20 protein-coding genes are annotated in these 21,084 nt (G+C 67.5%); 8 read left to right on the forward strand and 12 right to left on the reverse strand.

The annotated features are described in order from the left end of the window. Window positions 1-144: 144 nt before the first annotated feature. Complete coding sequence (locus AC1DBX_RS07365) at window positions 145-1,434, reverse strand: adenylosuccinate synthase (RefSeq protein ID WP_018776133.1); 1,290 nt, start codon at window positions 1,432-1,434, stop codon at window positions 145-147. Window positions 1,435-1,833: 399 nt separating this feature from the next. On the opposite strand from AC1DBX_RS07365, the gene AC1DBX_RS07370 reads away from it, so the two are divergent. Next, entirely contained in the window at window positions 1,834-3,042 is a 1,209-nt protein-coding gene (locus AC1DBX_RS07370; protein WP_476857648.1) for a cobalamin-independent methionine synthase II family protein, read from the forward strand. Between the two features lie 185 nt (window positions 3,043-3,227). After that, window positions 3,228-3,860, forward strand: coding sequence for a uracil-DNA glycosylase family protein (locus AC1DBX_RS07375; RefSeq protein WP_028277428.1), 633 nt, complete (start codon window positions 3,228-3,230; stop codon window positions 3,858-3,860). Window positions 3,861-4,028: 168 nt separating this feature from the next. Here AC1DBX_RS07375 and AC1DBX_RS07380 read toward each other — a convergent pair whose 3' ends face one another. The 4 genes from AC1DBX_RS07380 to AC1DBX_RS07395 all read right to left on the reverse strand — a co-directional run bounded on the left by AC1DBX_RS07380 (window position 4,029) and on the right by AC1DBX_RS07395 (window position 7,174). Continuing rightward, window positions 4,029-4,454 (reverse strand): DUF3151 domain-containing protein, encoded by a 426-nt coding sequence (locus AC1DBX_RS07380; protein ID WP_476850490.1) that lies wholly within the window; start codon window positions 4,452-4,454, stop codon window positions 4,029-4,031. Window positions 4,455-4,456: 2 nt separating this feature from the next. Further along, entirely contained in the window at window positions 4,457-5,476 is a 1,020-nt protein-coding gene (gene fbaA / locus AC1DBX_RS07385; RefSeq protein WP_018776137.1) for a class II fructose-bisphosphate aldolase, read from the reverse strand. Window positions 5,477-5,619: 143 nt separating this feature from the next. Then, window positions 5,620-6,312, reverse strand: coding sequence for a DedA family protein (locus tag AC1DBX_RS07390; RefSeq protein ID WP_476931435.1), 693 nt, complete (start codon window positions 6,310-6,312; stop codon window positions 5,620-5,622). A gap of 187 nt (window positions 6,313-6,499) precedes the next feature. Next, entirely contained in the window at window positions 6,500-7,174 is a 675-nt protein-coding gene (locus tag AC1DBX_RS07395) for a TrmH family RNA methyltransferase (protein ID WP_476857644.1), read from the reverse strand. Window positions 7,175-7,227: 53 nt separating this feature from the next. On the opposite strand from AC1DBX_RS07395, the gene AC1DBX_RS07400 reads away from it, so the two are divergent. Next, entirely contained in the window at window positions 7,228-8,082 is an 855-nt protein-coding gene (locus AC1DBX_RS07400) for an HAD-IIA family hydrolase (protein ID WP_476850487.1), read from the forward strand. Between the two features lie 23 nt (window positions 8,083-8,105). Here AC1DBX_RS07400 and AC1DBX_RS07405 read toward each other — a convergent pair whose 3' ends face one another. The 4 genes from AC1DBX_RS07405 to pyrE all read right to left on the reverse strand — a co-directional run bounded on the left by AC1DBX_RS07405 (window position 8,106) and on the right by pyrE (window position 11,381). Then, window positions 8,106-9,134 (reverse strand): thioesterase domain-containing protein, encoded by a 1,029-nt coding sequence (locus tag AC1DBX_RS07405; RefSeq protein WP_476857681.1) that lies wholly within the window; start codon window positions 9,132-9,134, stop codon window positions 8,106-8,108. A gap of 149 nt (window positions 9,135-9,283) precedes the next feature. Beyond that, window positions 9,284-9,829: a hypothetical protein gene (locus AC1DBX_RS07410; protein WP_476931436.1), complete on the reverse strand. Its 546-nt coding sequence runs from the start codon at window positions 9,827-9,829 to the stop codon at window positions 9,284-9,286. A 95-nt stretch (window positions 9,830-9,924) separates the two neighbouring features. Further along, window positions 9,925-10,698 (reverse strand): GAF and ANTAR domain-containing protein, encoded by a 774-nt coding sequence (locus tag AC1DBX_RS07415; protein WP_230012582.1) that lies wholly within the window; start codon window positions 10,696-10,698, stop codon window positions 9,925-9,927. A gap of 98 nt (window positions 10,699-10,796) precedes the next feature. Beyond that, the gene (pyrE, locus tag AC1DBX_RS07420; RefSeq protein WP_277528120.1) at window positions 10,797-11,381 is read right to left on the reverse strand and encodes an orotate phosphoribosyltransferase; all 585 of its coding nucleotides are present in this window, start codon (window positions 11,379-11,381) and stop codon (window positions 10,797-10,799) included. Window positions 11,382-11,491: 110 nt separating this feature from the next. Here pyrE and acsA point away from each other — a divergent pair, with 110 nt between their 5' ends. Genes acsA through AC1DBX_RS07445 form a run of 5 tightly spaced genes read left to right on the forward strand, consistent with a single transcriptional unit; the run spans window position 11,492 to window position 17,068 of the window. Further along, window positions 11,492-13,351, forward strand: coding sequence for an acetate--CoA ligase (acsA, locus tag AC1DBX_RS07425; RefSeq protein WP_476931437.1), 1,860 nt, complete (start codon window positions 11,492-11,494; stop codon window positions 13,349-13,351). Further along, complete coding sequence (gene pdhA / locus AC1DBX_RS07430) at window positions 13,348-14,418, forward strand: pyruvate dehydrogenase (acetyl-transferring) E1 component subunit alpha (protein ID WP_476931438.1); 1,071 nt, start codon at window positions 13,348-13,350, stop codon at window positions 14,416-14,418. Before acsA ends, pdhA begins: the two co-directional genes overlap by 4 nt. Beyond that, window positions 14,415-15,395, forward strand: a complete 981-nt coding sequence (locus AC1DBX_RS07435; protein ID WP_230008216.1) for an alpha-ketoacid dehydrogenase subunit beta — start codon at window positions 14,415-14,417, stop codon at window positions 15,393-15,395. The genes pdhA and AC1DBX_RS07435 overlap by 4 nt, the downstream gene beginning before the upstream one ends. Next, a complete protein-coding gene (locus AC1DBX_RS07440; RefSeq protein WP_476850482.1) occupies window positions 15,388-16,797 on the forward strand; it encodes a 2-oxo acid dehydrogenase subunit E2 in 1,410 nt (469 codons plus the stop codon). Before AC1DBX_RS07435 ends, AC1DBX_RS07440 begins: the two co-directional genes overlap by 8 nt. A gap of 28 nt (window positions 16,798-16,825) precedes the next feature. Then, complete coding sequence (locus tag AC1DBX_RS07445; protein WP_476931439.1) at window positions 16,826-17,068, forward strand: acyl carrier protein; 243 nt, start codon at window positions 16,826-16,828, stop codon at window positions 17,066-17,068. Window positions 17,069-17,160: 92 nt separating this feature from the next. On the opposite strand, the gene AC1DBX_RS07450 is transcribed toward AC1DBX_RS07445, so the two are convergent. From AC1DBX_RS07450 to AC1DBX_RS07460, 3 genes are all read right to left on the reverse strand, one after another. Beyond that, complete coding sequence (locus AC1DBX_RS07450; RefSeq protein ID WP_476931440.1) at window positions 17,161-18,408, reverse strand: FAD-dependent oxidoreductase; 1,248 nt, start codon at window positions 18,406-18,408, stop codon at window positions 17,161-17,163. A 146-nt stretch (window positions 18,409-18,554) separates the two neighbouring features. Beyond that, window positions 18,555-20,828 (reverse strand): gluconokinase, GntK/IdnK-type, encoded by a 2,274-nt coding sequence (locus AC1DBX_RS07455; RefSeq protein ID WP_476931441.1) that lies wholly within the window; start codon window positions 20,826-20,828, stop codon window positions 18,555-18,557. Further along, the coding region (locus tag AC1DBX_RS07460) for an enolase C-terminal domain-like protein (protein ID WP_476931442.1) at window positions 20,818-21,084 on the reverse strand (267 nt) is incomplete at its 5' end. The genes AC1DBX_RS07455 and AC1DBX_RS07460, both read right to left, overlap by 11 nt.

The following is a 21,084-nucleotide window of genomic DNA, read 5'->3' on the forward strand; positions in this document are numbered from 1 at the left end:
GTGGTCCCGCCTGGGCCAGGCGTGACTGCTGCCTTAACTGCGACGGCTGCGGCCTTAACCGCGACGGCGGCGGGCCGCCCCTGCAAGGGCGACCCGCCGCCGTCGTACGCCGGTTGGTGACACGTCAGTCGGTGCCGGCCAGTGTCAGTCGTTGATGAGGTCGTTGACCACGATCGTCTGGTCGCGGTCCGGGCCGACGCCGATCGCGGAGAACCGCGTGCCGGAGAGCTTTTCCAGGGCCAGGACGTAGTTCCGGGCGTTCTCCGGCAGGTCCTCCAGGGTACGGGCGCCGGTGATGTCCTCGGTCCAGCCTTCGAAGTATTCGAAGATCGGCTTGGCGTGGTGGAACTCGGTCTGGGTCATGGGCATTTCGTCGTGCCGCACACCATCGACGTCGTAGGCCACGCAGACCGGGATCTGTTCGATGCCCGTCAGCACGTCCAGCTTCGTGACGAAGTAGTCCGTGAAGCCGTTGACCCGGGAGGCGTGGCGTGCCAGCACGGCGTCGTACCAGCCGCAGCGGCGGGGACGGCCGGTGTTGACGCCGAACTCGCCGCCGGTCTTCTGCAGGTACATGCCCATCTCATCGAACAGTTCCGTCGGGAACGGCCCTGCGCCCACGCGGGTGGTGTAGGCCTTGATGATGCCGATGGAACGCGAGATCCGGGTGGGGCCGATGCCGGAGCCCACGGAGGCGCCGCCCGCGGTCGGGTTCGAGGACGTCACGAAGGGGTAGGTGCCGTGGTCAACGTCCAGGAAGGTGGCCTGGCCGCCCTCCATGAGGACCACCTTGCCCTCGTCCAGGGCGGTGTTCAGGACGTAGGTGCTGTCGATGACCAGCGGGCGGAGGCGCTCGGCGAAGGACAGGAAGTACTCCACGATCTCGTCCACCTCGATGTCCCGGCGGTTGTAGACCTTGACCAGGAGCTCGTTCTTCTGGCGCAGCGAACCCTCTACCTTCTGGCGCAGGATCGAGGCGTCAAAGACGTCCTGGACGCGGATGCCGAGGCGGGCCACCTTGTCCATGTAGGCCGGGCCGATCCCGCGGCCGGTGGTGCCGATGGCGCGGCTGCCGAGGAACCGCTCGGTGACCTTGTCCAGGACCTGGTGGTAGGGCGCCACGAGGTGCGCGTTGGCGGAGACGCGCAGCTTGGAGGTGTCCGCGCCGCGGGCCTCCAGTCCGTCGATCTCCTGGAACAGGGCTTCCAGGTTCACCACGCAGCCGTTGCCGATGATCGGAATCGCGTTCGGGCTCAGGATGCCGGCCGGAAGGAGCTTGAGCTCATACTTCTCACCGCCTACGACGACGGTGTGCCCGGCGTTGTTGCCGCCGTTGGGCTTGACGACATAGTCGACGCGGCCGCCAAGCAGGTCAGTGGCCTTACCTTTGCCTTCGTCGCCCCATTGGGCTCCGACGATCACGATTGCTGGCATGGGATCCTCCCCCATTCGTTCGGGCCGAACTGCGTTTAGTGACCAGGCGGTCACCGCAGTTCAGCGCCGTTCATGAGAATGCCCCGAATCTATCGCTGTGTTCGTATCCAACGCCAGAGTTCCGGGGCTCTTACCACCCAAGTTTAGCCGAAATCGGTGCCCGGCATCGCTTTGGGTCCTTGCTTGGACGCGCCGCCTAGGTGGTGAACGCCAGGGCGGCTTCCGCGAGGAGGGCCACGCGTCCGCCGCGGCGGACGAGCCGTTCTTTTTCCTGGCGTTCGTCGTAGCTGCATCATCCACCAGCTCAGGCCCGACACATAGCGGGCACCACTTGCGGGACGGCGCGAGGTGGAATTGAGTGGGAGTGAGAATCCCGAGCGGCCGAAAGGAAACCGCGCCATGCCCCGGACCACTGACCACATCCGTGTGACCCATGCCGGCTCATTGCCCCGCACGCCGGAGCTGATCGCCGCAAACGAGGCCAAGGAAACCGACGGCATCACGCCCGAATTCCTGGACCTGCTCGAAACCTCGGTAGTGGACGTCGTCCAGCGCCAGAAGGAGCTGGGCATCGACATACCCAATGACGGCGAGTACGGGCATACGATGTCCAGCTCCGTGGACTACGGCGCCTGGTGGAATTACTCCTTCTCACGGCTCGGCGGCCTGGAACCGACCGACGTGGACCGCTGGGCCGACGCCACGGTGCACCGCTCCTCGCCCGGCCACATCGTCCTGACCTCCTTCCCGGACCGCCGGGACCGGCAGAAGTTCGATGACGCCTACAACGACCCCTCCTCCGGGATCCTGGCCCACCGCAAGGCCGTCACGCAGCCCAAGGTCGCCGGGCCACTGACGTACACGGGCCAGGAGCTCGTGGCCTCGGACGTTGCCAACCTCAAGACCGGACTGGCCGCGGCCGGGCTCGCCGAGGGGTTCATCGCCTCCCTCTCGCCCGGTTCGTGCGCCCGGGTGGCCAACGATTACTACGGCAGCGACGAGGAACTCCTCTACGCCTGCGCCGACGCGATGCGCGAGGAATACAAGGCCATCATCGACGCCGGCCTGACAGTCCAGCTCGACGACCCCTCCCTGGCCGAGAGCTGGGACCAGATCAACCCCGAGCCGAGCCTGGCGGACTACCTGAAGTTCATCCAACTCCGGGTCGAAGCAACGAACTGGGCGCTGCGCGGTCTTCCCCAGGAGCAGATCCGGCTGCATGTCTGCTGGGGTTCCTGGCACGGCCCGCACACCACGGACATCCCGTTCGCGGACATCGTCGACTCAGTCCTGCAGGTCAATGCCGGCGGCTACTCCTTCGAGGCGGCCAACGTCCGGCACGAGCACGAATGGCGCGTCTGGGAGGATGCGAAGCTTCCCGAGGGGAAGGTCATCATCCCCGGCGTCGTCTCACACGCCACCAACGTCGTGGAGCATCCGGATCTCGTGGCCGACCGGATCGTGCGCTTCGCCGAGCTCGTGGGACGTGAAAACGTGATTGCGTCCACCGATTGCGGGCTGGGCGGCAGGGTGCATCCCCAAATCGCCTACGCCAAGCTGGAGGCCCTCGGCGAAGGCGCACGCCGCGCCACCCAGCGGCTCTGGTAGCAGCACCTGGCCGGCGGGGTCCAGCCCGGCGCCGCATTTCGCGGGGCTTGATAGACTGATAAGGATCGACCAGGAATCGGTCCACACCACATTTTCAAACCACACCATTGCTCCGCATGCCCGTATTCGGCGTGCCTGCATCCGGTGTGGCAGCTTTGCCAATCCCGCAGGAGACCCAGCAACATATGACAGCCCTGGCCACCGAAAATTTCCGCGAAGAGCTTCTGAGCCGCCGGTACGAACCTAACGTCGCCCCCGTCAACGAGCTCCTTGACGTCCTCCAGGCAACCAAAGCTGGCACCGCTGTCCCCTACGTGGACCCCATGCACGACGTCGACGAGTGCCGGATCATCAGCCTGTACTCCAACATCGGCACCGCTGACGCGTCAGGCTTCATCACCGCCGGCGACGACGAGGCCGCCACCCGCATGCTGGGCATCCAGTGGAAACTCGGCCTGCGCCCCGAGTTCGTCATGCCCTGGAACGTCCACCCGTGGCACGTCCCCGGCGAGCCGAACGGCAAGTTCACGCCGGACCAGATTTCCGCGGGCCTGAAGCCGCTGCTGAAGTTCCTGGCCCTCGTTCCCCGCGCCTCCGTGATCGTCGCCCACGGCACCGAGGCCAACCGCCTGGCCAACCTGCTGCTCAAGACCGAAGTGCCCATGATCTGGCGCCGCGGCCTGAAGACCTACAAGGTCCGCTCGCTCAGCGGCCGGGCGTTCGCCGGCACCCCGGCCCGGCAGGAAGAGTACCTGGCGGAGATGCACACCGCCTACGCGGACGCCATGGCCCGCACGGGCCTGGCCAAGGCCAGCTGACCCACGCACGCACAAACGACGGCGGGCTCCCACCTCAAGGCGGGAGCCCGCCGTCGCACGTTAACGCGTTAATCCGTCGCTTAAACCGCAACGCGGGGTCACTTACGGCCCATCCACCGTGGTGGGATGGACCGTAAGTGACCCCGCGTTGCGTCGTTTGGCGGCGCCTCAGCCCTCGGCTTCGATGGCCGCCTTCGCGCCGGGATCGGAATCCTTCAGGAACTTTTCGATCCGCTCCGGCTCCTCGGGCTCGCCGATCGCCGCGGACGCACGGCCAAGCGAGTAGAGGGAGCGCAGGAAGCCGCGGTTGGGTTCGTGCTCCCACGGGATCGGCCCGACGCCGCGCCAACCGTTGCGGCGCAGCGAATCCAGGCCGCGGTGGTAGCCGACCCGCGAGTACGCGTAGGAATCGATGGTGCGGCCCTCGTTCCAGGCCTCCTCGGCGAGGATGGCCCACAGGAGCGAGGAGGTGGGGTGCTTCGCCACGAGGTCCACGGCTTCCTGGCCGAGCGCGAGATGCTGGTAGATCTCGCTCTCGGCAGGCAGGAGCGTGGGCTCGGGACCCATCAGGTTTTTCCGGAACTCGTCGGACATGGCTAGAAGGTCTTGCCGGTGGAGCCCAGCTGCTGGGCGGCCTCGACCACGCGGGCGGCCAGGCCGGCCTCCGCCGAAGCGCCCCAGACGCGGGGATCGTAGAGCTTCTTGTTGCCGACCTCGCCGTCGACCTTCAGCACGCCGTCGTAGTTGCGGAACATGTGGTCCACCACGGGGCGGGTGTAGGCGTACTGGGTGTCGGTGTCGATGTTCATCTTGATGACGCCGTAGGAGACGGCGTCCGCGATTTCCTTGTCCGAGGAGCCGGAGCCGCCGTGGAACACGAGGTCGAACGGGTTGGCCTTGCCGATCTTGGCGCCGACCTGCTCCTGGATGTCCTTGAGGATCTCGGGGCGGAGCTTGACGCCGCCCGGCTTGTAGACGCCGTGCACGTTGCCGAAGGTCAGCGCCGTGATGTAGCGGCCGTTTTCGCCGGAACCGAGCGCGTCGATGGTGGCCAGGGCGTCCTCGACCGTGGTGTAGAGCTTGTCGTTGATGGCGTTCTCGACGCCGTCTTCCTCGCCGCCCACGGTGCCGATCTCGACCTCGAGGATCATCTTGGCGGCGGCGGTGCGCTCGAGCAGTTCACGGGCGATCCGCAGGTTTTCCTGCAGGGTCTCGGCGGAGCCGTCCCACATGTGCGAGTTGAAGAGGGGGTTGCGGCCTGCCTTGACCTCGGCCTCGGAGGCGGCGAGCAGCGGGAGCACAAAGCCGTCCAGCTTGTCCTTGGGGCAGTGGTCCGTGTGCAGGGCGATGTTCACGCCGTAGTTCTTCGCGACTTCGCGGGCGAACGCGGCAAAGCCGAGGGAGCCGGCAACCATGTCCTTAGTGGCGGCGCCGGACCAGTAAGCTGCGCCGCCGGTGGAGACCTGGACGATGCCGTCGGACTCGGCCTCGGCGAAGCCGCGCAGGGCGGCGTTCAGGGTCTGGGAGGACGTGACGTTGACTGCCGGGAAGGCGAAGCCGCCCGTCTTGGCGCGGTCGATCATCTCGGAGTAGATCTCTGGGGTTGCAATGGGCATGCTGACTCCTAATGTGAATTTCGTCTACGGGCTGGTGATCCTGGAGGGAACCTCGTCGGCTAGGAACCATCCTAGCCATTCCTGCGCCGGGGCCGTGTCTCCGGTCACGTGGCCCCTGTAACACTCGCGGCCGGGCGCTTCGGTCATGGTTCCGGGCTGCCGGAGGACTGGCCGGCGCCGGCCCCGCCGCCGGCATTGCGCCGGCCGCTGGCGGTACGCGTGGCTCTGGCTTTACGCGTGGCGCGGGCTTTCCGGATCCGCAACGTGATGACGGCTGCCACGACGACTACCGCGACCACCGCGGTGACGCCGCGTCCGGCAGATGTGGCTGCCGCTTCGTAGGAGTTCCCGGCCAGGTAACCGAGCAGGACAAATCCTGCACCCCACACCAGGCCGCCGGCGGCGTTGAAGGCCAGAAACTTCAGGTAGGGCATCCGTGAGCTGCCGGCCAGTGCGGGCATGACGGCGCGGAAAAATGCCACAAACCGGCCCAGAAACACCGCCGAACCGCCTCGGAGGCGCAGGAAATCCTGGGCCTTTTCAAGTCTCGCCAGACGCCTGTTCATGACTTTCAGACCCAGAAGTCTCGGTCCCAGGTGTTTGCCGACCTCGTATCCGGCCGAGTCCCCGATGATCGCGGCCAGCACGACCACGACCATCACGGACCACAGGGGCAGGACCCCGCGGCCGGCCACGACCCCGCCCAGAACCGCGGCGGTCTCCCCGGGGACAACGAAGCCGACGAAGAGGGCGTCCTCGGCGAAGACCAGCACGCCCACGATGATCAGGGCCAGCAGCGGGTCTACATTCAGGACGCTGTCCACAAACCCGCTCACCGGGTTTCCGCTCCCCTGCCGAAAGGGACGGCTTCATCCGACGTGCAACGGTGATGTCTTCGGTTCCGGTCCACATCCTTCTCCTCGCGCGTTCGCCTAGCACCGACAGCGTCTGCTGGTTTGCGATCCACGTCAACGGCTCGCTTGTCGGCACGGAACCCCGGGCCACGGACGCCTAAGAGTGGCTTTAGCCCGGGAGCTGGCCGAAGACGTGGCGGCGGATCCAGGCGTGCATCGCGATCGCGGCGGCGGAGGCTGCGTTGATGGAACGGGTGGAGCCGAACTGCTCGATCGACAGGGTGTCCAGCGCCGCTTCGTGGACTTCAGGGGTCAGGCCCGGGCCTTCCTGGCCAAAGACCAGGACGCAGTCCTTGGGCAGTTCGTAGGTCTCCAGCGGCACCGAGTCCGGGAAGATGTCGATCCCGATGATCGCCAGCCCCTCCCCCTGCGCCCAGGCCACGAAGTCCTCAACGGTGGGGTGGTGGCGGACGTGCTGGTAGCGGTCGGTGACCATGGCCCCGCGGCGGTTCCACCGGCGTCGTCCGATGATGTGGACTTCCTTGGCCAGGAACGCGTTGGCGGTCCGGACCACGGTGCCGATGTTGAGGTCGTGCTGCCAGTTCTCGATCGCGATGTGGAAGTTGTGCCGCTTGGAGTCCAGGTCGGCCACGATCGCCTCGTGCTTCCAGTAGCGGTATTTGTCCACCACGTTGCGCCGGTCGCCGTCCGCCAGCAGGTCCGGGTCCCAGTGCCCGCCCTGGGGAACTTCGCCTTCCCAGGGTCCGACGCCGACCTCCGCCTTCGGTTCCGGCCCTTCCTCTGCGGCGGGGAGGGACGGGGCGGGGATCTCGGGTTCAGTCACGCCTCAACATTAGACTGGGTGACAGGAAGCGGCACACTTAGGCGGAGGACAGCATGGCAGATCAGCGCGAAGAGCATGGTACCGATTCAGACGAGGGCCGTTCGTACGCCTCGATGTACCGCAGCGGCCAGGAAATCGAGTGCTGGCTCACGGACATGGACGGCGTGCTGGTCCACGAGAACCAGCCCATCCCGGGCGCGGCGGAGCTGATCCAGCGCTGGGTGGACACCTCCAAGCGGTTCCTCGTGCTGACCAACAACTCGATCTTCACGCCCCGGGACCTCGCGGCCCGGCTGAGCTCTTCCGGGCTGGAAATCCCGGAGGAGAACATCTGGACCTCGGCCCTGGCCACGGCCCAGTTCCTCAAGGACCAGGTCCGCGGCTCGGAGTCGGGGAACCGCGCCTACACGATCGGCGAAGCAGGACTCACGACGGCGCTCCACGAGGCCGGCTTCATCCTCACCGACCAGAACCCCGACTTCGTGGTGCTCGGCGAGACCCGCACCTATTCGTTTGAAGCCATCACCATGGCCATCCGCCTGATCCTCGCCGGCGCGCGTTTCATCGCCACCAACCCGGACGCCACCGGGCCCTCGAAGGACGGACCCATGCCTGCCACCGGGGCCATCGCCGCCCTCATCACCAAGGCCACGGGGCGCGAACCGTACATTGTGGGCAAGCCCAACCCGATGATGTTCCGGTCGGCGATGAACCAGATCGACGCGCACTCGGAAACCACGGCCATGATCGGCGACCGCATGGACACCGACATCATCGCCGGCATGGAGGCGGGCCTGCACACGGTGCTGGTGCTCAGCGGCATCACCCACCGGGACGATATCGCCGCGTATCCGTTCCGGCCGAACCAGATCCTGAATTCCGTGGCGGACCTCAAGAACCAGATCTGAGCAACACCCCAGAACGCGATACCTCAGAACGCGGTCTTCTTCCCGCCGCCGCCCGGCAGCGGGAAGAGGTCGTCCTGGAGTTTTTCGATGATGGGCCGGTAGATGAACGGGCTCCAGCCAGGGCTCGCGTGCTCCGGCCTCGCCCCGTCGGTGCGCAGGTCATCCGAGACCATGTTGGTTTTGAAGGACAGTGACCAGGTGTCCCGGGCGGTCTCGTAATCCACCGTCTTGTCCCGGGGGTTGCCGATGAACGCCATCTTCGTTTCGCCCAGCTTCCCGACGAAACGGCTGGCCTCAAAGTGGAAGATATAGGCGGATTCGGACTGGATCAGCACGCTGGACGGCGCGATCGGGGACAGCTGTTCCAGTGTCTGGTCCACCACCTGACCCCAACTGCGTTCATTCTTGTGCAGCATCCTCTCGCCGAGCTCATAGCCGCCGCGCAGCACTGTGGGGAAGCGGAACCCGCTTTCGTAGAGCATCACCACACCCTCGAACCAGCTCTGGTCCAGCACGTCGTGCCGACTCGCCGGGCTGGAGTCGAGCAGGATGAACGCCACTTCGACGCCGTGCAGTTCGCGCAGCCGGGCCGCCACCTGGGTTGCCACCATGCCGCCAAAACTATGGCCGTAGAAGTAGAGGGTGGTGAGATTGTGGGCGCGGACGTGCTCGATCACGGCGATGACCACCTCGTCGATGTCCAGGCCTTCGTTGGAATACCCGACGGCGGCGAGCTGGCCCCTCTTGTTCAGGGAGCCGCGCAGCGCGTTCAGGATCCACAGGGCTTCTTCCCAGCTCGTTTTGTAGCCGGGGAACAGGATCCAGCTGGCGTGGGGGTAATACCGTTCGGCAACGTCATCAGGTACTTCGAGGATCCGGCTGACACGCCGCTCGGCCTGCACGCGCTGAGTGAACAGCATGTCCGCCGCCAGCAGCGACGCGGACCCTGCGCCGATCAGGAACGATCGCCGGGAAACCCGTTTAAGCTCGACGGCGCGGCGGAGCATGCGGGCCTCGGAAGCACCGGGGCCTCGCGGATGGTTCGGATCCATCTCGGCCGGCACATCTCTACCGTATCCACGCTTCGGCGGGGATGAGAAACCGGACCATACAGCGGTCCCGAAGCTCAGCGTGGAAGCGCCGTTGGCGGGCCGCTGGCGCGGTTGGCGCCGCTGGCACGCCGTTGAAGCGCCGTTGCCGGTTACGCGGGTTCGGGCTCGCGGCCGACCTCGCGGCGGCTGATTTCCATGCCGATCTCGTCATAGGTCGCCAGGAGTTCCGAGCGGGCCATGTCAGCGGGATCATCGAGAAGGCCGAACACAGAGTCGCTCGCGGCGAAGAGTTCGTCGTCGGAGAACCGGTTCAGCTTCCGGGTGCCTGAGGGATCGATCGAGGCCGTAAATTCCCCGGCCATGTCCAGAGGTGGCAATGCAGCGGAATCGTCGCGGTGCGCGGTCAGTTCCAGGGAGACTCCACCGGGAGCCGGCATGCCGGCGACCTCCGAGCCGGAGGCCCCGCCGTCGATTGCGTTGAGGTCGTTGCGCAGGCCGGCCAGCGCCGCTGATTCCACGAATGCGGCCAGGCCGAGGTCGACGCGGATATGCGAGATGATCCCCATGCGGCGGATGCGCTGGATAATTTGCATCAGGGAGAGGCGGGAGGCTTGTGTGAGGCTCCCCCGGACACTAATCCGGACGACGTCGGAAACGACATCGAGTTTGACGTGGGCTTGCAGTGTTTGGTCCATAGGTACTCCAAATAAGGATGTCTATGGCCGACGGCTCAACCTCATTCAGCGTATCCGCGCTTGTGGTCGCACACAAGTCATAGGCCGCTGCCGGTTCAGCCAGCCTGCCGCCGGTTCGGCTCTTCGTAGTGCGTCCTGGTAGCCGTTCCGCCGACAGATTGCACCAGTGAGGCGGCGATGTCGCGGAGTTTGACGTTGCCGTTGCTGGAGGCATCGGTGAGGATCCGGACCGCGGTTTCCTGGTCGCAACGGTTCTGGGCCATGACGATCCCGATGGCCATGTCGATCACGGTCCGGGATTCGAGCGTGGCGCGCAGGTTCGTGGCGCTGTCCGTGTGCAGCGAGAAGCGGACTGCCAGCCGCAGCGCCTGGGAGATTTCACGGGTGTACCCGCGGGCCCGGACCGCGACGTCGCCGTCGAACTTGTGCGGGACATCGGAGTAGAGGTTCAGGGCCGCCTGGGCTTCGCCCTGGAGGTGGAAAGGCACCGACAACACCGAGCGCAGGCCGTGCGAGGCGACGGCGGAGGCGTAGTCAGGGCCCCAGCGGTCCTCGTCGAAGAGGTCCGGGACGTAGACTTCCCGTTCCTCCTTGGCGGCGGTCAGGCAGGGGCCCTGGGACAGTGAGTACTGGATCTCGTCCACTTCGCGGGCGGAGTCGCTGCTCCACCCGATCGTGGCGGCCTTACGGTCCCGGAGCAGGGTGATTCCGCACAGCGCGTCGTCGCCGGAGCCGGCCACCTGGTGCGCGGAAAAACGCGCGAGTTCGTTCAGGAACGCTTCGAAGTCTGCGCTGTCCAGGATCAGGTTCTGGATCTGGTCGACAGTGTTGACGGAGTCAGCGGTCAAGTCTTCAGGGGGCGGGAGCATGTCGCGTTTCTCCAGATGCGGGTACGGACGGGGGGTATTTAAGAAATGATAAGTCACCCCCTAGGCACCGTCCACCCGCGTCAGCTGAGGGAGAAACGCTAGTTGAGGCCCAGTTCGTCCTTGCCGAAGGCGAAGAGGTACGGAACGCCGGCTTCGGCCTCGATCTTTTCCTTGGCTCCGGTGTCGCGGTCCACGATCACGGCGACGGCCACCACGTTGCCGCCGGCCTTGCGGACGCCTTCGACGGCGGTCAGCGCGGACCCGCCGGTTGTTGAGGTGTCCTCCAGGACCAGGACCTTGCGGCCCTCGACCGAGGGGCCTTCCACCTGGCGTCCCATGCCGTAGGACTTCTGCGCCTTGCGGACGACGAACGCGTCCACCGGGCGGCCGGCGTCGACGGCGGCATGCATGACGGCCGTGCCCACCGGGTCCGCCCCCATGGTGAGTCCCCCGGCGCACTCGAAATCGATCCCGGCGTCCTCCATCAGCGAGAGCATGACCTGCCCGACGAGTTTGGACGCCTCGTGGTGCAGGGTGATGCGGCGCAGGTCGATGTAGTAGTCGGCCTCGGCGCCGCTGGAGAGGATGACCTTGCCGCGGACTACGGCCAGTTCCTTGATCAGTTCCAGCAGTCGGGCACGGGCAGCGGCAGCGTCGGCTGCGAAGTCACGGGTGGCAGTCATGGCTCCCAGTTTAGTGGCTGGTCCGCCGCGGATTCCCAGCCGGGGTCTTGCACGTCGGTCCGGGACCTTTTGCTCTGGGCGGCACCGGCACACGGGAGTCGGATGGAACCATGACGGCAGGAACCGAACCATCCATCCGCTGGCCTGCGATCACCAAAGACATCGGCAGTTTCCGGGTCCGGCCGAACCTGGTGGATTATGACGCGGCGTGCGCGGCCTTCACCTGGGATGAGGCCCGGCGAGCCCTATCCGGACTCCCCGGTGGCCGCGGCCTCAACATCGCCTACGAGGCAGTGGACCGGCACGCGGCTGGCAGCACGGCAGGACATGAGGCCTTGCGGTTCGTCCGGGCCGATGGCAGCACCCACTCCTTGAGCTACGCCGAACTCGCCGAACAGACCAGCCGCTTCGCCGGCGTCCTGCGCAGCCTTGGCGTCGGCCGCGGGGAACGGGTCTTCTCCCTCACCGGCCGCGGCCCCGCCCTGTACATCGCGGTGCTCGGCACGTTCAAGAACGCGAGCGTGTTCTGCCCGCTGTTCTCCGCTTTCGGTCCCGAGCCGGTGCGGCAGCGCCTCACTCTGGGCTCCGGCCGGGCGCTGGTCACCACGCGGGCGCTGTACCGCAAGAAGATCGTCCAGCTGCGCGGGCAGCTCCCGGAGTTGCGCCACGTCCTGCTTATCGACGCCGACGGCGATCCCGAGCCCGGAACCCTCGACCTGGCCGCCCTCATGCGCCAAGCCCCGCCGGACGGGGAGATCGCGGCCACCCAGCCGGAGGACATGGCCCTGCTGCACTTCACGTCCGGCACCACCGGCACTCCCAAGGGCGCGATACACGTGCACGACGCCGTGACCGCCCACCACGCGACCGGAACCTTCGCCCTGGACCTGCACCCCGGAGACGTCTACTGGTGCACGGCCGACCCGGGCTGGGTCACGGGCACCTCGTACGGCGTGATCGCACCCCTGAGCCACGGCGTGACGGCCATCGTGGACGAGGAGGAAATGGACGCCGACCGGTGGTACCGGATCCTCGCCGAGCAAGGAGTCACGGTCTGGTACACAGCCCCGACGGCCTTGCGCATGCTCATGAAGGCCGGAGCCGACCGCGCCGCAGGACACGACCTCTCCGCCTTGCGCTTCGTCGCCAGCGTCGGCGAGCCGCTCAACCCGGAGGTTGTGGTGTGGGGGCAGGAGGCCTTCGGCCAGCCGGTGCACGACAACTGGTGGCAGACCGAAACAGGCGGCATCATGATCTCGAACTACGCCGCAACCGAGATCCGGCCCGGCTCGATGGGCCGTCCATTGCCCGGCGTCGAGGCCGCCGTCGTGGCCCGGGATGCGGACGGCAAGCCCGTCATCCGCGACGGCGAAGCGGTGCTGGTCACGGACCCCGACTCCATGGGGGAACTGGCCCTCCGGCCCGGCTGGCCCTCCATGTTCCGCGGCTATCTGCACGAAGAGGAGCGCTACCGCCGCTGCTTCGCCGGGGGCTGGTACCTGACCGGGGATCTCGCCAAACGCGACGCCGACGGCTACTACTGGTTTGTGAGCCGGGGCGACGACGTCATCAAGTCGTCGGGGCACCTGATCGGCCCGTTCGAGGTGGAGAGTTCCCTCATGGAGCACCCGGCCGTCGCCGAGGCCGGCGTGATCGGGGTCCCGGACCCGGTGGCCGGCGAGGTGGTCAAGGCCTTCGTTGAACTCCGGACCGGCTGGGAACCGTCCGGGGAGCTGGCCCTGGACATCATCGGCTTCGCCCGCAAGCGGCTGGGCCCCGCCGTTGCGCCGCGGCTGCTTGACTTCACCGCCGCACTGCCCAAGACCCGCAGCGGGAAGATCCTCCGGCGCCTGCTCAAGGCCCGCGAGCTCGGCCTGCCCGAGGGCGACACCTCCACCATCGAGACGCCCCCGGTCCCGCCAAACCCGGCCCGCATAGAGCCGGCCAGCACCGAACAGGCACCGAAATGACCGGTACAGCGAGCCCACGAGGAGGCCCTTTGGACGCGGCCCACGGCCAGCACCTGCTGCTGCAGATGTTGCGCGTCCGCCAGCTCGAAGAGAAATGCGTCGAGCTGTACAGTGCAGCCAAGATCCGCGGCTTCCTGCACGTGTACATTGGCGAGGAGGCTGTCGCCGCCGGCGTCCTGGCGTCATTGGGACCGGAGGACGCCGTCGTCGCGACGTACCGGGAGCACGGGCACGCGCTGTTGCGGGGCGTCTCGGCCGAGGCGATCCTCGCCGAAATGTACGGCTACGTTGAGGGGTGCTGCCGTGGCCGGGGCGGGTCAATGCACCTGTTCGATGCCCCCACCCGCTTCTTCGGCGGCAACGCGATCGTCGCCGGGGGCCTACCTCTCGCCGTCGGCCTGGCACTGGCCGACAAGATGGCGGGGCGCTCCAATGTCACGGTGTGCTTCTTCGGCGAAGGCGCGGTGGCCGAAGGCGCATTCCACGAGAGCCTGAATCTGGCGGCCCTGTGGCAGCTGCCCGTGCTGTTCTGCTGCGAGAACAACCTCTATGCCATGGGTACCGCCCTGGCCCGTTCCGAATCGCAGACTGACATCGCCCTCAAGGCTGCCGGCTACGAGATCCCCGCGTGGGCCGTGGACGGCATGGACGTCCTGGCCGTCGAGGAGGGTGCACGCCGCGCGGTGGATGCCGTCCGCTCCGGAGGCGGTCCGCACTTCCTGGAGCTGCGGACCTACCGTTTCCGGGCCCACTCGATGTTCGATCCCGAACGCTACCGGACGAAGGAGGAGGTGGCGCGGTGGATGGAACGGGACCCGATCACGCTGCTGCGGACCGCGCTGGAGTCCGCGGGCCACCTCTCGGCCGCCGAGTGGGAGCAGCTGCAGGCGGACGCGCAGGCGGAGATCGCGGCCGCCGTCGAGTTCGCCGAGGCCGGAACCCCGGAACCGGTGGAGGAACTGACCCGCTTTGTCTACAGCGAGCGCGGCGCCGAAGACGGCGCGGGCACAGCCACTGGCGCGGGCACAGCCGGGCAGCCTGCCGGGAAGGCCGCAGGCACGCCATGAAATCGAGCTACCGAGAGGCGCTCCGGGCGGGCATCCGCGACGCCATGATCCGCGACGAACGCGTATTCCTGATGGGCGAGGACGTGGGCGCCTATGGCGGCTCGTTCGCGGTCAGCCTGGGCCTGCTGGAGGAGTTCGGCCCGGACCGGATCCGTGACACCCCGCTCTCGGAATCCGGGTTCGTCGGTGCCGGGATCGGCGCGGCCCTGGGCGGCATGCGCCCGATCGTGGAAATCATGACCGTCAACTTCAGCCTCCTGGCGCTCGACCAGATCGTGAATAATGCCGCCACCTTGCTGCACATGTCCGGCGGGCAGTTCCACGTCCCGCTCGTGATCCGCATGACCACCGGTGCGGGCCGCCAGCTCGGCGCCCAGCACTCGCACAGCCTCGAAGGCTGGTACGCGCACATCCCGGGGCTGCGGATCCTGGCCCCGGCCACCCTCGAAGACGCCCGCGGCATGCTCTGGACGGCGCTGCAGGACCCGGACCCCGTGCTGATCTTCGAGCACGGCTCGCTGTACAACGTCCCCGGGGAACTGGCCGACGACGCCGGCCCGGTGGACATCGGCACGGCCGCCATCCGGCGCCCCGGCAACGACATCTCGCTGATCACCTACGGCGGGACCCTGCCCGTGGTGCTCGACGCCGCGGAACAGCTCGCCGCCGAAGGGATCGACGCCGAGGTCCTGGACCTGCGCACGCTCCGTCCGCTCGACGACGCCGCCATCCTCTCCTCCGTGACCAGGACGCACCGGGCCGTCGTGGTCGATGAAGGCTGGCGCAGCGGCAGCCTGTCGGCCGAGGTGAGTGCGCGGATCACCGAGCAGGCGTTTTTCGACCTCGATGCGCCGGTGGCCAGGGTCTGCAGCGCCGAGGTGCCGATCCCTTATGCCAAGCACCTGGAACTCGCCGCCCTGCCGTCCGCGGAACGGATCGTGGCCGCGGCCAAAGCAACAGTAGGCGCCGGTGGGTGACTTCCTGATGCCCTCGCTCGGGGCCGACATGGAGCACGGCAAGATCGTCGAATGGCTGGTCAAGCGCGGTGACTATGTGCGCCGCGGCGATCTCGTGGCGGTCGTGGACACGGACAAGACGGTCATGGACGTGGAGTCCTTCCAGGAAGGCGTCGTGGCGGACCTCCTGGTGGGCATCGGCGAAACCGTTCCGGTGGGAACCCCGCTGGCCGTGATCACCCAGACCCCTGCTGAGGTCGGGGCTCCAGTTCGTGCGGCTCCCCCGGCGGGGGCGCCGTCGAAACCCGCTGCTCTCACGCCGCGGCCCCCTGAGCCGGTCGGGCCGACGGCGGGTCCCCCGATCGCCCCTCCCGTGCGGCACCTGGCGCACCGGCTGGGCGTGGACACCGGCAGGATCCAGGGCACCGGCAAGGACGGGGCCATCACCCGCGCCGACGTCGAACACGCGGTGGCGGCCCGGACCGGCGGGACGGGCAGGGTGCGTTCGTCGCCGCGGGCGCGGCGGCTCGCCGCGGAACTCGGGATCGGGCTTTCCACCGTGACCGGCACCGGCCCGGACGGCGCCGTGACGGTGGCCGACGTGCAGCGCGCAGCAGCCAGAGTTCCAACGCCGGGTCCCCCGGAGCCCGGTCGGGTTGCATCCGCGACGGAACCCCCAGCTCCGGAACGCGTCGCGGCCGTACTGGAAGCGCCGGAGACACCAGCTAGAGGGAGGCCGACGTCGGAAGCCCGCGAGCGCGTGGCCAGCCTGCGTCGGGCCATCGGCGCCCTGATGACGCGCTCGAAGCAGACCATCCCGCACTACTACCTCAGCACCACGCTGGATCTGCGCACCGCCGTCGGGTGGATGCAGTCGGTCAATGCGCACCGGCCCGTCGCCGGCCGGCTGGTGCCGTCGGCGCTCCTGCTAAAAGCCGCGGCTCTGGCGGCACGGGACGTCCCCGAGGTCAACGGCTTCTACGTTGACGGCGGTTTCCGTCCCAGTGCGGCAGTGCACCTGGGCGTCGCGGTGGCCCTGCGCCAAGGCGGTCTGGTGGCCCCGGCGATCCACGACGCCGACACCCTGCCCCTGGACGTGCTCATGGAGCAGCTGCGGGATCTTGTCAGCCGGGCACGTGCGGGGCGTCTCCAGCGCGCCGAAATGGCCGATCCAACCTTGACCGTGACCAACCTCGGAGACCTCGGCGTAGACAGTGTCTACGGCGTGATCTATCCGCCCCAGGTGGCCATGGTGGGCTTCGGCCGGGTGATGGAACAGCCCTGGGCCCAGGACGGGCTCCTTGGGGTCCGGCATGCCGCCATCGCTACGCTCTCCGCGGACCACCGGGTCAGCGACGGCCTGCGCGGCGCCCGTTACCTCGCCCGGATCAACGAGCTGTTGCAGGAACCGGAGCACCTGTGACACCCAAAGCCAGGAAACCGGAGGAACCATGAACGAACAGGACGCCCGCGCGGCGGTGCACGCCGCGATCGGCGCGGTGGCCCCTGACGTCGAACTCGACGACGTCGACGAGGACGCCCGGCTGCGCCAGGATTTGGAACTCGATTCGCTTGATTTCCTGCGGCTCGTGGAAACGATCGACGCGGCCACCGGCGTGGACATTCCGGAGCGCGACTACTCGGCGGTGGCTACCGTCAAGGGCCTGATCGGCTACCTCACGGCGCACGGCTAACCGCATCGGTTGCTCCGTAAGCGCCCTTTTGGAGGCTCCAAGGGGCGGTTACGGAGCAATCGACGGGGCGCCGGCCGGCGGGGAAAGCACGGCTAGGGCTGCGGCTGGGGTTCGGCCCGCCGCGCGAAGGCCGGTGCGTGCTCGGGGCGCGGGCCAAAGGCGATGAAGCGGGGAATGATGGTGCGGAACACCGGAACGTGCCGTGCAAAGAACAATGCCGCGGCCGGAGCCTTCGACCGCTTCCCGGTCAGGATCGGGCCGAAGACTGCCCTCTGCATGAGCCGTTGGACGCTCTGCACAATGACGGTGGGCAGCCGGCGCCGCCGCTCGACTTTCTCCAGGTCTGCCGTGGTCACCCGGCCCCGGAGCAGTGCGGGGGCAAGGTACTCGGCGGCGGCGGCGGCGTCCTGGATGGCGAGGTTGATTCCGACGCCGCCGGCCGGGGACATCGCGTGCGCGGCGTCCCCGATGAACAGCAGCCCGTTGATGTGCCACGAGTGCAGCCGGTTCAGCCGCACGTCGAGCCAGTGGAGGTCATCAAGGGATTCGATGGCGTCAACCCGGTCCGCAAGATCCGGGCGGAGGGCCGCCACCCGCCGTCGGAAGCCCTCGACGCCTTCCGCGCGGATCCGGGCGTCGGCGCCCTTGGCGGCGAGGTAGCCCATTTGGTAGTAGTCGTTGCGGAACAGGGCCAGCAGCGCCTCGCCGGGGCCGAACGCCGGCACGAGCCCGGCCACCTCACCCGTTTCGGAGGGATAGCGGGGCAGCCGGAACCACCACGTGTCGAAGGGTACCGGGAACTCCTTTGGCGCCAGCCCGGCCGCGGTGCGCAGCGCGGAATGGCGGCCGTCCGTGGCAACCACCAGGTCCGCCAGGAGCTCGTCCTGTGTGCCGTCGGCGGTCCGGAAGCGGACTCCGCGGACACGGCCTCCGTTGCGGACCACGCCCGTGGCGGTGTGGCTCATGAGCAGCGTAAACCCCGGCTCCTGGGCTGCGGCGGCGGCGAGGAAGCTCAGGAAATCCCATTGCGGCATCATGGCAATGTAGTTGTACGGCGGCGGCAGGGCGTCAAAGTCGCCCATGGTCACGGGCGCCCCGCCCGGGACCGGGAAAACGACATTCTTCAGGCGGCTCTGCGGCAGCCGGCGGAACTCCCGGCCGAGTCCGAGTTCGTCAATGAGCCGGATCGTGGACGGGTGCACCGTGTCGCCGCGGAAGTCGCGCAGAAAATCGGCGTGCTTCTCCAACACCGTCACCCGCACCCCGGCCCGTGCCAGGAGCAAGCCCAGCATCATCCCCGCAGGTCCACCGCCCACCACCGCGCATCCGGTCTTCTCCATGGCCCCACGCTACGCCTGCGCGGGGTGCCGCGGGAGGGGTTTTTCGCGCAGGTTTCGGGCTTTCGCGGCGCAAAATACCCTGCGCTACGGGAATCCTCGTAGCGCAGGGTATTTTGCGCCGCGTCAGGTCAAAAACGCAGCGCGGCTCAGAGCCGGGTGTCGAAGGAGTCGCAGAAGACGTTCTCGTTGAACGTGCCCTGGAACTCCGACTTGCCCTGGATCTTCTCGATGGCGGCCCGGATGGCTGCCGGCGTGCCCGCGTGGGCGTGGATGGCGGTCTTGACCATCGGCACGTCAATGAGGTGGTTGGGCTGGTTGAGCGAGACGAACACCGTGGGGACCTCGGTGGTGTACCAGGGGATCTCGGCGGCCATCGGCGTGGACCACTTGATCCGGATCGCTGCCTCCTGCGCGAAGCCCTTCACATTGGCAAACACGAACGCGGCGTCATATTTGTCCGCGTAGTCGCCGGTGGCTTCCTCGGAGATGACGGACATGAAGTTCACGCCTTCCTCCCCTGCCGCCTTGCGCTGCGCCGCCGTCTTGAAGAGGTGCACCTCAAAACCGGCCCGCTCCAGTTCCGCGGCCACCACATCGAGGTAGGCCAGGGGATCCGCCATGGTGAAGTCCGAGCCGCCGGAAATGCCGTACAGCCGGATCCGCTTGTGCGTCCGCGGTGTGATGGGCAGGTTCTGCGCAGTGTCCTTCACCAGGGTCACGGTCTTGTCCGCAATTTCGGCGGCGATGGCCAGGTGCGCTTCGCTGCCGATCTTTGCCAGCGCCTCCGCCGGCGGGACGAGGGATTCCCGCGCGGCCTTGTGCAGTCCGAGCGAGGCTTTGAGGGCCAGGATCCGGCGCAGCGCGTCATGCAGCCGCGCTTCGGTGATGACCCCGGACTTGTAGCCGTCCAGCATGTACCCGAAGTCCTCGGCCGGGTTCCGGAAGAACAGGAACATGTCGCACCCGGCCGCAATGGTGGCCGGGACGAGCTCGCTGCGCTTCATGGCCTGGGTGAGGCCGATCATCTGGGACGCGTCGGTGAGGATCAGCCCGTTGAAGCCGAGCTCGCCGCGCAGCAGGTCCTGGAGGAGTTCCGGCGCCAGGGTCGCGGGCAGGATGTCCCCCGCCGCGAGGCCCGGGCGGAAATGCCGTGACAGGTCCGGTGCGCCGATGTGCCCGACCATGATGGACTGCACGCCGTGCCCGATCATCTCCCGGTATACGTGCCCGTAGGTCTCGTTCCACTGCTCGTAGCCGAACGTGTTGTAGGACGTGACCACGTGCTGGTCCCGCTCGTCCAGGCCGTCACCGGGGAAGTGCTTCATGGCGCACACGGTGGGCGATTCGCTGATGCCGTCGAAGTACTCCTTGGCCCGCTCCACCACGATTTCCGGGGCGTTGCCGAAGGCCCGGGTGGAGATGACGGTGTTGCGCCAGTTGTAGTGGATGTCCACGATCGGCGCGAAGGCCCAGTTGCAGCCCAGCGCGGCGGTCTCCACCCCGGCAACGCGCCCCATCTGGCGGGCGATGCCCTTGTCCGGGTGCGAGCCCGCCTGCAGGTGGGTCGAGACGAACGTCCCGTCGTCGCAACTGCCGGCGCCGCCCATTTCCGGGTTCGATGCGATCAGCAGCGGCACCCGTGTCTTGGACTGCGCGTACCGGATGTGCTCCTGCACCTCGGCCGACGGCCCCGGCCGGTACCGCATGCCGCCCACGTGATACTGCTCCAGGACACCGTCGAGGTATTCCGGGGAGTAGTCGTTGTTGTGGTTGATGAACAGCTGCCCGATCTTTTCCTCGTCCGACATGGAGCCGATGGTGGACTCCACCCACGCAATCGCGGCATCGTCGAGGTTGAACGGCGCGGCCTTCAGGTCCACCAGGAACCGGGTGGCTCCGCCCTGCAGCCCGTCAAGGGCCGCAACAGTGTCGTCAACGATCTGGTTCACTGGCGTGGCGATATCCACTACAACACTCGCTTCATCGGTTTGGAGTTCTTCCAGGGTTTCGAGCTGCGAATCCAGCAGCGAGAGCGGCATGAAATGGCCCGGACGCGCTGCCATGCGGCTGCCGAGCAGTTCCCGGGTGCCGTGCAGGTGCACGAACACCACGGAGGAGTCCCCGCTGCGGATGATGTCGCGGTAGGAACGCTTGAGCGCGCTGCACGCGATGACCAGCCCGGAGTCCGACGCCGCGAAGCGCCTGCCGACCTCGGCCAGCCAGGGTGCCCGGTCGTCGTCGTCCAGCGGGGTACCCGAGGCCATCTTGTCGATGTTCGACTGCGGGTGCAGCGAGTCGCCGTCGAGGAATTCCGCCCCCAGGCGGTCGGCGATGGCCGCGCCCACGGTGCTTTTGCCGCAACTGGTCACGCCCATGACGACAATGTGGGCGGGACCGGCGGACTTCAGCTCACCAGTCATGGACGGTGCCGTCGACGAGGCGGTTGTAGGGCAGGTAGGCCTGCTGGTAGGGGAACGCGGCGGCGGCTTCTTCGTTGAATTCCACGCCGATGCCGGGCTTGTCGCCCGGGTGGAGGTAGCCGTCGACGAAGGTCATGGATTGTTCGAAGACCTCGTTGGTCGCATCCGAGTGCTGCATGTATTCCTGGATGCCGTAGTTGTGGATCGCCAGGCCCACGTGCAGCTGCGCGGCGAACCCGACCGGGGAGATGTCGGT

Source organism: Arthrobacter sp. 10N44_2 (genome assembly GCF_056394385.1).

Bases quoted from the DNA above. Each gene is read 5' to 3' on its own strand.
- AC1DBX_RS07370 (WP_476857648.1), top strand. From the start codon at position 1,834: ATGCCCCGGACCACTGACCACATCCGTGTGACCCATGCCGGCTCATTG.
- AC1DBX_RS07455 (WP_476931441.1), bottom strand. From the start codon at position 20,828: ATGACTGGTGAGCTGAAGTCCGCCGGTCCCGCCCACATTGTCGTCATG.
- AC1DBX_RS07400 (WP_476850487.1), top strand. From the start codon at position 7,228: ATGGCAGATCAGCGCGAAGAGCATGGTACCGATTCAGACGAGGGCCGT.
- AC1DBX_RS07410 (WP_476931436.1), bottom strand. From the start codon at position 9,829: ATGGACCAAACACTGCAAGCCCACGTCAAACTCGATGTCGTTTCCGAC.
- acsA (WP_476931437.1), top strand. From the start codon at position 11,492: ATGACGGCAGGAACCGAACCATCCATCCGCTGGCCTGCGATCACCAAA.
- pdhA (WP_476931438.1), top strand. From the start codon at position 13,348: ATGACCGGTACAGCGAGCCCACGAGGAGGCCCTTTGGACGCGGCCCAC.
- fbaA (WP_018776137.1), bottom strand. From the start codon at position 5,476: ATGCCCATTGCAACCCCAGAGATCTACTCCGAGATGATCGACCGCGCC.
- AC1DBX_RS07365 (WP_018776133.1), bottom strand. From the start codon at position 1,434: ATGCCAGCAATCGTGATCGTCGGAGCCCAATGGGGCGACGAAGGCAAA.
- AC1DBX_RS07405 (WP_476857681.1), bottom strand. From the start codon at position 9,134: ATGGATCCGAACCATCCGCGAGGCCCCGGTGCTTCCGAGGCCCGCATG.
- AC1DBX_RS07415 (WP_230012582.1), bottom strand. From the start codon at position 10,698: ATGCTCCCGCCCCCTGAAGACTTGACCGCTGACTCCGTCAACACTGTC.
- AC1DBX_RS07435 (WP_230008216.1), top strand. From the start codon at position 14,415: ATGAAATCGAGCTACCGAGAGGCGCTCCGGGCGGGCATCCGCGACGCC.
- pyrE (WP_277528120.1), bottom strand. From the start codon at position 11,381: ATGACTGCCACCCGTGACTTCGCAGCCGACGCTGCCGCTGCCCGTGCC.
- AC1DBX_RS07375 (WP_028277428.1), top strand. From the start codon at position 3,228: ATGACAGCCCTGGCCACCGAAAATTTCCGCGAAGAGCTTCTGAGCCGC.
- AC1DBX_RS07450 (WP_476931440.1), bottom strand. From the start codon at position 18,408: ATGGAGAAGACCGGATGCGCGGTGGTGGGCGGTGGACCTGCGGGGATG.
- AC1DBX_RS07380 (WP_476850490.1), bottom strand. From the start codon at position 4,454: ATGTCCGACGAGTTCCGGAAAAACCTGATGGGTCCCGAGCCCACGCTC.
- AC1DBX_RS07445 (WP_476931439.1), top strand. From the start codon at position 16,826: ATGAACGAACAGGACGCCCGCGCGGCGGTGCACGCCGCGATCGGCGCG.